10 protein-coding genes are annotated in these 12,568 nt (G+C 70.4%); 8 read left to right on the forward strand and 2 right to left on the reverse strand.

The window, feature by feature from the left end; translation table 11 throughout:
* The first annotated feature begins 13 nt into the window (after positions 1-13).
* The 8 genes from ACYVF3_RS12010 (at position 14) to ACYVF3_RS12045 (ending at position 11,007) form a co-directional block, all read left to right on the forward strand.
* Entirely contained in the window at positions 14-1,219 is a 1,206-nt protein-coding gene (locus ACYVF3_RS12010) for a saccharopine dehydrogenase family protein (RefSeq protein WP_461154306.1), read from the forward strand.
* 151 nt (positions 1,220-1,370) lie between these two features.
* Positions 1,371-1,682: a DUF2000 family protein gene (locus ACYVF3_RS12015; RefSeq protein WP_461154307.1), complete on the forward strand. Its 312-nt coding sequence runs from the start codon at positions 1,371-1,373 to the stop codon at positions 1,680-1,682.
* Between the two features lie 44 nt (positions 1,683-1,726).
* On the forward strand, positions 1,727-2,755 hold the full coding sequence (locus tag ACYVF3_RS12020; RefSeq protein ID WP_461154308.1) for an adenosine deaminase: 1,029 nt from the start codon (positions 1,727-1,729) through the stop codon (positions 2,753-2,755).
* Positions 2,756-3,635: 880 nt separating this feature from the next.
* Positions 3,636-5,099, forward strand: coding sequence for a pyridoxal phosphate-dependent decarboxylase family protein (locus ACYVF3_RS12025; protein ID WP_461154309.1), 1,464 nt, complete (start codon positions 3,636-3,638; stop codon positions 5,097-5,099).
* Positions 5,099-6,796 carry an IucA/IucC family protein gene (locus ACYVF3_RS12030; RefSeq protein ID WP_461154310.1) on the forward strand — a complete coding sequence of 566 codons (1,698 nt, stop codon included), beginning with the start codon at positions 5,099-5,101 and terminating at the stop codon, positions 6,794-6,796. Before ACYVF3_RS12025 ends, ACYVF3_RS12030 begins: the two co-directional genes overlap by 1 nt.
* Entirely contained in the window at positions 6,793-8,088 is a 1,296-nt protein-coding gene (locus tag ACYVF3_RS12035) for a lysine N(6)-hydroxylase/L-ornithine N(5)-oxygenase family protein (protein WP_461154311.1), read from the forward strand. The genes ACYVF3_RS12030 and ACYVF3_RS12035 overlap by 4 nt, the downstream gene beginning before the upstream one ends.
* Positions 8,088-9,245, forward strand: coding sequence for a hypothetical protein (locus ACYVF3_RS12040; RefSeq protein ID WP_461154312.1), 1,158 nt, complete (start codon positions 8,088-8,090; stop codon positions 9,243-9,245). The genes ACYVF3_RS12035 and ACYVF3_RS12040 overlap by 1 nt, the downstream gene beginning before the upstream one ends.
* Positions 9,223-11,007 (forward strand): IucA/IucC family protein, encoded by a 1,785-nt coding sequence (locus ACYVF3_RS12045; protein WP_461154313.1) that lies wholly within the window; start codon positions 9,223-9,225, stop codon positions 11,005-11,007. Before ACYVF3_RS12040 ends, ACYVF3_RS12045 begins: the two co-directional genes overlap by 23 nt.
* 42 nt (positions 11,008-11,049) lie before the next feature.
* On the opposite strand, the gene ACYVF3_RS12050 is transcribed toward ACYVF3_RS12045, so the two are convergent.
* Positions 11,050-11,727, reverse strand: coding sequence for a 4'-phosphopantetheinyl transferase family protein (locus tag ACYVF3_RS12050; RefSeq protein ID WP_461154314.1), 678 nt, complete (start codon positions 11,725-11,727; stop codon positions 11,050-11,052).
* A complete protein-coding gene (locus tag ACYVF3_RS12055; protein ID WP_461154315.1) occupies positions 11,724-12,560 on the reverse strand; it encodes a metallophosphoesterase family protein in 837 nt (278 codons plus the stop codon). Before ACYVF3_RS12055 ends, ACYVF3_RS12050 begins: the two co-directional genes overlap by 4 nt.
* Between the last annotated feature and the right edge of the window lie 8 nt (positions 12,561-12,568).

Consider the following 12,568-nt stretch of genomic DNA (forward strand, 5'->3'; position numbering starts at 1 on the left):
CCTGGAGAAGACCATGCCCGACAGCACCTCCCGCCGCTCCTACGACCTGGTCCTGTTCGGTGCCACCGGATTCGCCGGTGGGCTCACCGCGGACTACCTCGCCCGCAACCTCCCGTCGGAGGCGCGGTGGGCGCTGGTCGGTCGCAACGAGGCGAAGCTCCGCGGTGTGCGTGACCGGCTCGTCGAGGCGCATCCCGACAGCGTGCGCGCCGAGCTCCTCGTGGCCGACGCGACGGACGAGAGCTCGCTGCGCGAGGTCGCCGAGTCGAGCCGCGTCGTGATCACGACCGTCGGGCCCTACCTGGAGCACGGCGAGCCGCTCGTGGCCGCGTGCGCCGCCGCCGGAACCGACTACCTGGACCTCACCGGGGAACCCGAGTTCGTCGACCGGATGTACCTGGCCCACCACGCCACCGCGTCGCGCACCGGTGCCCGCATCGTCCACGCCTGCGGTTTCGACTCGATCCCGCACGACCTGGGCGCGCTGTTCACACGTCAGCAACTACCCGAAGGCGGACCGGTGACGATCCGGGGTGTCGTGCGCAGCAACGCCATGTTCTCCGGTGGCACCTTCCACTCGGCCCTGGGGCAGTTCGCGCGGGTCAAGCAGATGCGCGAGGCGTTGAAGCAGCGCAGCGAGGTCGAGCCGCGGCCCGAGGGGCGACGCGTGCGGGCGAAGTCGGACAGGCCGCGGCGCGACCGGGCTCTCGGTCTCTGGCTGCTGCCGCTGCCGACCCTCGACCCGTTCATCATCAAGCGCTCCGCCGCGGCACGCGCCGACTACGGCTCCGACTTCAGCTACACCCACTTCGCGGGTGTCAAGAGCCCGCTCACGATCGCCGGTGCCGCAGTGGGTCTCACCGCGCTGATCGCGGCCGCGCAGGTGCCGCCGCTGCGGCGGCTCATCCTCTCCCGCATCCCGCAAGGGGAGGGCCCGTCGCCGCAGCGACGTGCGCGCTCGTGGTTCACCGTGGACTTCCTCGCGGAATCGTCCGGCCGCACGGTGCGCACGCGGGTCAGCGGCGGCGATCCCGGCTACGACGAAACCGCCAAGATGCTCGCCGAAGCCGCCATGTCCCTGGCCTACGACGAGAACCCGAGCACCGCCGGTCAGGTCACCACCGCCGTCGCCATGGGCGAGAACCTCACCTCGCGGCTCGTCGACGCCGGAATCTCGTTCTCCGTCATCGACCGGAACGCGGCCGTCGAGTCGAAGTAGGAACCCTGCCCCAGCGCTCGCGTGCCCGGTGAAAGAGCCGGTGCGGGCGCTGGGGCTCTGGTCAGGTGGCGCGTCCGGCGATGGTGGGGGTTTCGCCGCCCCCGCTGATGCGCGGCCCCGTCGGCTCGACCCCGCGCGATGCCCGGCTGAAGTGGACGGTTCCTGTCTCCGCCCGCGCAGCAGCGGACGGAGGAGGCATCATCACCACGCCCATTCCCGTCCCGGTGTCCGAGACACGGCTCTCACCAAGCTGTTCCACCAGGCCGGTGCCGACGAGTCCGTTCGGATCGCCTGCCTCACCGAAGTCGCCCGCAGGGCACGCGCCTACGATGCGTATCTGCACGATCTCGCAACCACGTCCCGAGCCGATACCGACATCGTCGCGCTCTGCATCGCAGGGGTCCGCAATCGCGTCACCAAGTCGACCGAGCGGCTGCCGCTGCACGGTGCCGACCGCGGTTGATATCCGCGCGTCGAAGAACCGGCGCCCCAACACGAGGAATCAGCATGTCCGAGTTCATCGCCGGCCTTCCCAAAGCCGAATTGCACGTCCACCACGTCGGATCCGCCTCCCCGGAGATCGTGTCCGAGCTGGCCTCGCGCCATCCCGGCACCGTCCCCAGCGATCCCGACGAGCTGGCGAAGTACTTCGAATTCCGCGACTTCGCCCACTTCATCGAGGTCTACCTCTCGGTGGTCGACCTGATCCGGACCCCCGGTGACATCCGGTTCCTCACCTACGAGATCGGCCGGGAGATGGCGACCGGGCAGAACTTGCGGTACGCGGAGCTCGCCTGCACGCCCTACACCTCGGTCCTCCCGCACGAGCACGACAAGGGCATGCCCATCGAGGCCTACACCGAGGCCATCGAGGACGCGCGCGTGGCCATCGAGCGCGACTTCGGGCTCGTGCTGCGCTGGATCTACGACATCCCGGGGGAGTCCGGGGTGCCTGCGGCGGACGCGACCCTGGAGTACGCGTTGCACCACCGGCCGGAAGGTCTGATCGGCTTCGGTCTCGGCGGACCGGAGATCGGCGTGCCGCGCCCGCAGTTCCAACGACATTTCGAGGCGGCGCTCTCGGCGGGGCTGCAGAGCGTTCCGCACGCGGGCGAGACCACCGGCCCGGAGACGGTCTGGGACGCGCTGCGACTCCTCGGTGCCGAGCGGATCGGGCACGGGACCTCGTCCGCGCAGGACCCGGCCCTGCTCACCCACCTCGCCGAAACCGGTGTGCCGCTGGAGGTCTGCCCGTCGTCGAACATCGCCACGCGTGCGGTCGCGAGCCTCGACGAGCACCCGATCCGGGCGTTCCGCGACGCCGGTGTCGCCATCACCGTCAACTCCGACGACCCGCCGATGTTCGGCACGACGCTCAACCGGGAGTACGGGATCGCCGCCGAACTCCTCGAACTCGACAACGCCGGTGTCGCCGACCTCGCCCGCGCGGCGGTGCGCGCGTCGTTCGCCGACGATGCGGTGAAGAAGCGGATCCTCGGTGAGATCGACACCTACCAGGCCGGCGCTGAGGCCTGATCCTCGGACGCGGCCCTGCGCGCCTTCCGCACCTCGCGCGCCGGGCCGCGTCCTGGTCGATCCTGCGGGGAACTCCCGCTCGTCGGGCGCTGTTTGAGGATTCGCGCCGTCCACTGCGCGGACCGCACCGGGATCGCTGGGTGTGCGTCGCCTCCACGGACGTGGCTGCGACGCTGAGCGAGGTGCGCGACCTCGCCGATCTGGCCTACTAGCCGCCCTTCTCGGCGCTGTCGCCCTCGCCGAGGACGTCCGCCCCCGATGCTGCGATCATCACCGAGAACTTATAGTCGGGTCCGCACTAGGTCGCGGGAACCGGCCGGCTCGGGCTGATGCCGGAACGGATCGCCCGAACGCAGCCCGGCCTCCTCCGGCATGACCGTCGTGGAACTTCCCATCGCATCCGGTTATTCGGCCGAATCCCTCTGGTGGCACCCGAACCACGACCGGGATCCCGCTCACCTCTGGCTCCGCGACGCCTGACCCTCACGAGCCCAACGCGTGCACGACGACGATGGGATGTCAACCTTAAACGTCCTCAGTGGACTGACGGGCGATGGTTCTCATTGCGAAAGACCGGCAGCTGGAAGGAAATATTCCTGTTGCGCTGTATTCGTTTTCTCATCGCTTGAGGGTGAATTAGGCCTCATCGTCGGGGCTTGTGGATCTACCCGCTCGCCCGTTACGGTCGCTTGCCAGAAAGGCTAGGCAAACCTAACCAGCTTCTCGGGTGGCTTCGTGGCGCGGCCCCCCACCTGGGCATATCCGTGCGGTCGTCGGCAGGCGGAATCCCACGCGGTGCACGGCATCCGCGTGGGTCGCCGCCGGGTTGATCGCTGCCGTTCTCCTGCGCGACACGGCTCGACAACGAGGTGAAGGTGACTTGACAACCAGTATCCAGCTCGCGGGTGGGATCAGCGGACCGGAGAACCTCGGTCCGCTCCTCGCTGCGGCGCTCGACGCCCTGGGAAAGGGGACGGTCGACCGAGGCGGCCCGCTACCGACTGGTGGTGCCGAGGCGGTCGGGACCCTGTTCGCCGGTGACGTGCTCCCGGTGGAGGGTCAGGGTTCGGCGCCGGCGTTGGACGGCTTGACGAAGGCCTTCACCGCAGGTGCGGCCGATCCGGCTCATCCGGCGTGCGTCGCGCATCTGCACACGCCACCGCTGGCGCTCGCGGTGGCCGCGGACCTCGTCGCCGGCGTGCTGAACTCGTCGTTGGACTCCTGGGACCAGGCCCCGTCCGGTGCGCACGTGGAATCGCAGGTCGTCGGGGCGTTGGCGGGTCTCGTCGGCTACGACCCGGAGGTCGCCTCGGGAGCGGTGACCTCCGGCGGCACGGAGTCCAACCTGACAGGTCTGCTGCTCGCGCGCGAGCACGCGCTGGCCGGTGCGTCGGGTGCGCACGCCGTGGCCTCGGGAATCCCCGCGGAGGTGACCGGGAAGCTGCGCATCCTGTGCTCGGAGGCCACGCACTTCTCCGTGGCGCGCAGCGCGGGCGTGCTCGGGCTGGGGGAGGAGTCGGTGATCCAGGTGCCGCTGGATCGCGACCACCGGATGGATCCTGAGGCGCTGCGGTCGATCCTGGCCGATCTGCGTGCTGCCGGAGACATCCCCGTCGCGGTGGTGGCCACGGCCGGCACCACCGATCTCGGTGTGATCGACCCGCTGCCGGAGATCGCGGACGTGGCCACCGAGCACGGCACCTGGCTGCACGTCGATGCCGCCTACGGCGGCGGTGCGCTGTTCTCCGAGCGCTTGGCCCCGTTGCTGAACGGCGTTGACCGCGCCGATTCGGTCGCGCTCGACCTGCACAAGCTGGGCTGGCAGCCGGTCGCCGCCGGAATCCTGCTGGCGCGCCGGGCCGCCGCGTTCGATCCGATCGAGCGGCGGGTGGCCTACCTCAACACCGCCGACGACGAGGCCGCCGGGTTCCAGAGCCTGCTCGGGCGTTCGCTGCGCACGACCCGCCGCCCGGATGCCTTCAAGATCGCCGTGACCTTCCGCGCGCTGGGCCGCCGCGGGCTGGGCGAGCTGGTCGACAGGTGCCACGAGCAGGCCCGTAGTGCCGCGGCGACGGTCCAGGAGCATCCGAAGCTCGAACTGTACCGGGAACCGGTGCTGACCACGGTCATCTTCCGCTACCTGCCGGAGGGCGGGGATCCGGACGCCATCAACGCGGAGCTGCGTCGTGCCTTGCTGCGCAACGGCCGTGCCGTGGTGGGCCGCACCGAACTCGACGGCTCGGTGTGGCTGAAGCTCACGCTGCTCAACCCCAACACGACCGAATCCGACATCAACGCCCTGCTGGCGGAAGTGCTGGCCGCTGCCACGGACGAGGAGGCCTGATGACTGCCACCACCGGTAGCGACGTGGAGTTCGACCCCGATCGGATCGCCGAATCGGCCGCGGTGAACGCGCTGTTGCGGTGCTGGGTCCGCGAAACTGGCGCCCACGTCCCGGAATCGGGTCCGCTCGACCTGCCGCTGAAGTCCGCGAACACGGCGATCCGCGCTGATGTCCAGCACCGGTCACCGACCGGTCACCACCGCTTCGGGCCGGTGCGCTTCGAGGGCGGTGCCGCGGTCAACGCCGTCGCGCTCGCCGCCCTGATCGCCGGCGAGGCCGCTGCCGGGCACGCACCCGATCCGACCGCGGTCATCGACCTGGTCGGACGGGTCGCCGACTCGCAGCACCGCACCGCGACGCATCTGCGCGAACGACGTGGGACAGATCCGGTCGGCACGCCCCCGTTCCTGGCCGCCGAGCAAGCGCTGGTGCTCGGTCATCCGCTGCACCCGACCCCGAAGAGCCGCATCGGGTGGACCGACCGCGAAGCCGCCGCGTACTCCCCGGAACTGCGCGGGAGCTTCCAGCTGCACTGGTTCGCCGCGGACCGGTCGGTGATCGCCGGGGAGGGCGGCGCGGAGGCGCTGCTCGCCGAGTTCGCGCCGGAGGTCCCGGACGGGACGGTGGCCGTGCCGGTGCACCCGTGGCAAGCCCGCGAGGTGCGAGAACGGACCGGCGTGCGGGACTTGCTGGCCGCAGGCCTGCTGCAGGACCTCGGGGCCTCGGGCGCGCCCTGGTACCCGACCGCGTCGATCCGGACGCTGTACCGCCCGGATGCGCCGGTGATGCTCAAGTTCTCCCTGGCGCTGCCGATCACCAACTCCAAGCGGGAGAACCTGCGCAAGGAACTGCTGCGCGGCGCGGAGATCGATCGGCTGCTCGACGCGGGTCTCGCGGGCGAGATCTCGGCCGCGCACCCGAACTTCTCCGTCGTGCGGGACCCCGCCTGGATCACCGTGGAGCTGCCCGGCGAACCCGATCGGGAGAGCGGACTGGAGCTCGTGCTGCGGGACAACCCGTTCGACCCCGAGCAGCGCGTCGCGTGCGTCGCCGGCCTGCTCGCCGAACGTCCCGACGCTCCTCGATCGGCTCTGCGAGCGCTGATCGAGGATCTGTCCGAGCGCACTGGCGCCCCCGTGGAGGAGGTCGCCGAGCGGTGGTGCGCCCGCTACTTCGACGAGCTGATCGCGCCGGTGCTCTGGTTGTACCGGGAGCACGGGCTCGGTCTCGAAGCTCACCAGCAGAACACCCTGGTGAGCCTGGACGCCGAAGGATGGCCGTGCGGCGGCTGGTACCGGGACAACCAGGGCTACTACCTCTCCGAGTCCCGCATCGCCGGGCTGGAGGAATTCCTGCCGGGAGTGGGCGTGGCCGGTGACAACCGCGTCGCCGACGCCGTCATCGACGAACGTCTGGGCTACTACATCGGCATCAACAACCTGCTCGGCCTGGTCGGCGCGTTCGGATCGCAGGGCCTCGCCGACGAACGGCGGCTGCTTGCTCTGCTGACCGAGCGCCTGCTCCGGTTCTCCGATCTCCCGCTGGCCAGGACGCTCGTCGAGGAGAAGACCCTGCGCTGCAAGGCGAACCTGCTCACCCGGCTCGACGGGCTCGACGAGCTCGTCGGCCCGCTGGAGACCCAATCCGTCTACGTCGACCTCGACAACCCGTTCGTGGAAGGGGATTCCACCGCATGAGCCACGTGCACGACCTGGTCGGCGTGGGAATCGGTCCGTTCAACCTCTCGCTGGCAGCGCTCGCCGAACCGGTGGACGACCTCTCGGTCGCCTTCCTGGAGGCCAAGCCCGAGTTCTCCTGGCACCGCGGTCTGCTCATCGAGGGGACCACCCTGCAGGTGCCGTTCCTGGCCGACCTGGTCACGCTGATCGACCCCACCAGCAGGTGGTCGTTCCTGTCCTACCTGGGCGCGCAGGAACGGCTCTTCCCGTTCTACTTCGCCGAGAACTTCCACATCTCGCGCCGCGAGTACGACCACTACTGCCGGTGGGTCGCCGACTCGTTGCCGTCCTGCCGCTTCGGGCGCCGCGTGACCGCGGTGCGCTGGGACGCCGAGGACGAGGTGTTCCACGTGGAGTCCGAGGACGTCCGGACGGCCGAGCGTGAGACGCTCGCCGCCCGCAACGTGGTGCTCGGCGTGGGAACCGAACCGGCCGTGCCGGAGCCGATGCGGGAGGTGCTGGGCGAGAAGGTGTTCCACGCTTCGGAGTACCTCGACCGGCAGGAGTCGCTGCGCGGTGCCGAGGACGTCACCGTGATCGGCTCCGGGCAGTCCGGAGCCGAGGTGGCACTGGACCTGATGCGGGCCCAAGAGCGCGCGGGCTGGCGGGTTCGCTGGCTCACCCGGTCTCCGGCCTTCGCGCCCATGGAGTACTCCAAGCTCGGCCTGGAGCACTTCACACCCGACTACACCCGGTACTTCCGGACCCTGCCGCAGGAGACCCGGGACCGGGTCGTGCCGGACCAGTGGCAGCTCTACAAGGCGAGCAGCGCGACGACCCTCGCGGCGATCCACGACGTGCTCTACGAACGCAGCGTCGGGCAGCGCGACGTGGCCGCGGATCTCATGCCCAACGTGGCCGTGACCGGTGCGCGGGAGTCCGGCGACGGCGTCGAGCTGGCGTGCCGGCACACCGAGCAGGAACGCGACTTCTCGGTCCGGACCGACCGGGTGGTGCTGGCGACCGGGTTCTCGGCGAACCGGCCGGCCTGCCTGGAGCCGCTGTCGGACCTGGTCGACTGGGATGCGCGCGGCCGGTACCAGGTCGGCGATGACTACGGCGTGGCGCTGAGCCCGGAGGTCACCGGTGGCGTGTACGTGCAGAACGCGGAGATGCACAGCCACGGCGTGGGAGCGCCGGACCTGGGGCTGGGCGCTCACCGGGCCGCGGTGATCGTCAACGCGGTGTCCGGGCGCGAGCCGTACTCGCTGCCGAAGCGCAGCGCGTTCACCACCTTCGGCGTGGCCTGATGCGCGCACGTCCCGTCCTGCTCATGGCAGCGGGCCTGCACATGGTCACCGAGACCGCGCTCGCGCCCTTCTACCCCGCCCTGTTCCGGGCGGCGTTCGGCGTCCACGACCTCGCTGCGACGGGCTACTTCATCGCGTTCAGCAGGATCGCGGCGATCGCCGCCGTTCCGCTGTGGGGGATGGCGACCCGGCGCTGGCGCATCGAGCAGCTGGTTCTCGTCGGGCAGTCCGTCGCCGTGGTGCTGACGGCGTGCCTGGCGCTGGCACCCAGCTACGCGGTCTTCACCGCCATCGGTGTCGCGCTGGTCGCGGTCAAGGCGGTCGTGCTGCTGGCGTACCCGAAGACCGCCAGGAGTCATCCGAGGGGGCTGCTGCCGGGAGTGCGGCAGTACGTCGCCGTCCTGCAGGTCGCGGTGGTGACCGCGTCCGGGCTCGGGACGCTGATCGTCAGCTCACCGGATCCCAGGCAAGCCCTGCCGCTGCTCGCGGTGGTCGAGGCCGGGTTGCTGGTGGTCTGCGTGATCGCCTTGCGCACCCCCGAGGCCGAGCCGGTGGAGCAGTCATCCCCGACGATTCCCGAGATGCCGCGCAGCGCGCTGAGACCGCTCGCGGTGCTGGTGCTCGGGTTCGCCCTCGCGGGGGCCGTCGTCCGTCCGTACTTCACCGAGTACGTCACCGGAGCAGGGCAGTCCGAGCCGATCGGCGCGCTGCTGTTCGTCGCCGCGCACGTCGCCGCGCTGGTGTCGGTCGTCCGGCTGCGCGCGGAGCCTCCCGGGCCGGTCGTCCCGTTCGTCCTCGCCGCTGCCGGGCTGGCAGTGCAGGCCGTCGTCACCGATCCGGTGCTGCTCGCGCTGGGGCGAGTGCTCTTCGGCGCCGGCCTGGGACTCGGGCAGGTCGCCCTGGACTTCCGGGTCCTCACCGCCACCCGGGGCTCGGGTGCCGCGTACGGACTGGTGGCCGCCGCTCAGCACGTCGGCCTGCTCTCCGCGCCGCTGATCGCGATGGCGAGCGCCACCCAGGACCTGGCCCTGCCGCTGGTCATCGGCGCGGGACTGTTCGCAGTCCTCGCGCTCGTCACGTTCCCGGTGCTCAACACCGCGAGCACTCCACGTCCTCGCTCTACGGAGGTAACCGATGTCTCTGTCCGTGCCACCTGAACTCACCGCCGAGAACTGGCAGCGCGCCGACCGCGACGTGCTCGCCAAGTCGCTGGCCGAGCTGTCCTACGAGCTGATGCTGGAACCCGTCGAGGTCGGTCGGGGCCTGTACCGCATCCAGTTCCCGAACGAGGTCTCCTACACCTTCACCGCCCGGCGCGGAGCGTTCGGGCACTGGACGGTGGACCCGCACTCGATCGTGCGCGGCGAAGCGGGTGACGAGCGGCCGGCGCACGACACGCTGCAGTTCCTGCTCGACGCGCACTCGACGCTGGGGATCAGCGGCGACACCGCCGGTCACCTCGCCCGCGAGCTGACCGCGACGCTCGCCGCCGACGCCAAGCTGCTGGGCTCGCAGGGAGCCACCGCAGGTGAGCTCGCCGAGCTGTCCTACGTGGACCTCGAAGGGCACCAGACCGGGCACCCGTGGATCGTGCCGAACAAGGGCCGGATCGGGTTCTCGGCGTCGGATGCGGCCCGCTACACCCCGGAAGCCCGGCAGGACCTGCGCCTGCCGTGGATCGCGGTGCACGCCGACCTCGCCCAGTACCGCGGCGTCGAAGCACTGCCCAACGAGAAGCTGATCGCGCACGAGCTCGACGAGGCGACCCGGCAGCGATTCACCCAGCAGCTGGCGGAACGCGGGCTCGACCCGGACGCCTACGTGTGGATGCCGGTGCACCCCTGGCAGTGGGACGAGGTCGTGCTGCCCGTCTTCACCCCGGACATCGCCGCCGAGCGCATCGTCCCGCTCGGCGACGGGCCGGACCTCTATCGGGCGCAGCAGTCGATCCGCACCTTCGCCAACCTCGACTCCTCGCAGCGGCACCACGTCAAGCTCCCGCTGTCGATCCTCAACACGCTGGTCTGGCGGGGTCTGCCCACGGAGCGGACGGTCGCCGCACCGGCTCTGACCTCGTGGGTGCTCGACCTGGCCGCTCACGACACCTTCCTGCGCGATGAGGCGCGCGTGGTGCTGCTCGGCGAAGTCGCCTCGGTCACGGTCAAGCACCCCGTCCTGGAGGAGATCCCCGAAGTCCCGTACCAGTACCGGGAACTGCTGGGCGCGATCTGGCGGGAGCCGATCAGCAGCAAGCTCGACGACGGCGAGCGCGCTCGAACCCTGGCCTCGTTGCTGCACGTGGACGGCGCGGGACGCGCGTTCGTCAGCGAACTGGTGGAGCGGTCCGGTGTGGACGCCGAGAGCTGGCTGCGTCGGCTGTTCGGCGCGCTGCTCCCACCGCTGCTGCACTTCCTGTACCAGTACGGGCTCGTGTTCTCCCCGCACGGTGAGAACGCGATCGTGGTGTTCGACGGTGACGACGTGCCGACGCGCCTGGCGGTGAAGGACTTCGTCGACGACGTCAACGTGGCCTCCGCACCGATCCTGGAGCTGGAGGAGCTGCCGCAGGAGGTGTCCGACATCCTGCTGCGCGAAGAGCCCCAGTTCCTGTGCCAGTTCATCCAGAGCGGCCTGTTCGTCGGGCACTTCCGCTACCTCGCCCCGCTGGTCGAGGAGCACCTGTCGATCCCGGAGCACCGGTTCTGGACACTGGTGCGGGAGGAGGTCCTGAGCTACCAGGCCGCCAACCCGGAGCTGGAGCAGCGCTTCAAGCTCTTCGACCTGCTGACACCGGAGATCGAGCGGCTGTGCCTCAACCGCAACAGGCTGCTGCTCGACGCGTACCGGGACCGTCCGGAGCGACCGCACGCCGCCGTGCACGGAACGATCCCGAACCCCCTGCACGACCCGGATTCCTGATTCCGGGGCCGTGGGCGCCCTCGCCGAGGGCGCCCACGGCGCTCAGCGCGTTCGGGCCGACAGCGGATCGGCACTCCGGACGATGGCGGTGATGACCAATCCTCGCTCGGCCAGCCATCGTCCGGTGAACGAGGTCAGCGGTGCGCCATCGATCTGCGGGCCTCGCTGGAGCAGCCGTGCGTGGAACGTGCCGTCCGGCGAGAGGGTGATGTCGGCGTCTTCGAAGTCGAGCGACCTCCGGGTCAGCGGGAACCACGCCTTGTAGACGGATTCCTTGGCGCTGAACAGAACGCGGTCCCAGTGCACCGACGGGTCCGCGGCGGCGAGCGTGGTGAGCATGGCTCGTTCCGCGGGCAGGGAGATCGCGTCGAGGACGCCGTCGGGCAGCGCGTCGTGCGGTTCGGCGTCGATCCCCGCGGTGCGCACAGAATCGTCGCGTCCGACCACGGCCGCTCGGTAGCCCGCGCAGTGGGTCATGCTGCCCACCACGCCCGGTGGCCAGCCGGGGGTGCCGCGTTCGCCGGGCAGCAGCGGGACGGCGGGCACCCCGATCTCGGCCAGCGCGTTCCGGGCGCAGTGGCGGACGGTGGTGAACTCGCGGCGCCGCTTGTCGACGGCACGGGCGATCTCCCGCTCCTCCTCCTGGAACAGCCACGCCTGCGGCGGGTCGGTGAACGCCTCGTCCCACGCGACGCCCTCCGTCAGCAACCGGTCGATCATGCCGCCTCCGGGAACACCGGTCGCAGCAGCTCGTCGGGCAGTCCGCGGCGCTTCCACTCGCGGGGGTAACCGATCGAGACCTCCTCGAACCGGACGCTGTCGTAGTAGGTGGTGCGCGGGATGTGCAGGTGCCCGTAGATGACGGTCTTGGCGCGGAAGCGCTGGTGCCAGTCGGCTGTGCGCACCGTTCCGCACCACTGCGCGAACTGCGGGTACCACAGCACGTCGGTCGGCTTGCGGACCAGCGGGTAGTGGTTGACCAGCACGGTCGGCAGGTCCGGATCGCAGGCGGCGAGGCGCTTCTCGCTGTAGTCCAGCCGGGCCCGGCACCACTCGTCGCGGGTCGGGTAGGGATCGGGGTGCAGCAGGAACTCGTCGGTGCACACGACACCCGAGTCGTGCGCGACCGCGAGCGCCTCTTCCTTGGTCGACGTCCCGGCGGGGCGGAACGTGTAGTCGTAGAGCACGAACAGCGGCGCGATGGTGACCGGGCCACCGCGACCGGTCCACACCGGGAACTCGTCCTCGGGCGTGACCACCCCGATGTCCCGGCACCGGCGCACCAGTTCGAGGTAGCGCTCCTGCCCGCGCAGCTGCAGCGGGTCCTGCTTCGGCGTCCACAGCTCGTGGTTGCCCGGCACCCAGACGACCTTCTCGAACCGCCCGGCCAGCAGCGCCAACGCCCAGCTGATGTCCTCGGACATCTCGCCGACGTCTCCCGCGACCAGCAGCCAGTCGTGCTCCGAGCGCGGGTGCAGGTTGCGGACGATGTCCTGGTTCTCCTCAGCAGCGACGTGCAGGTCGCTGATGGCGAGCAGTTCACCTGAGCTCATGATCAGGC

This window comes from Saccharopolyspora tripterygii, assembly GCF_054778355.1.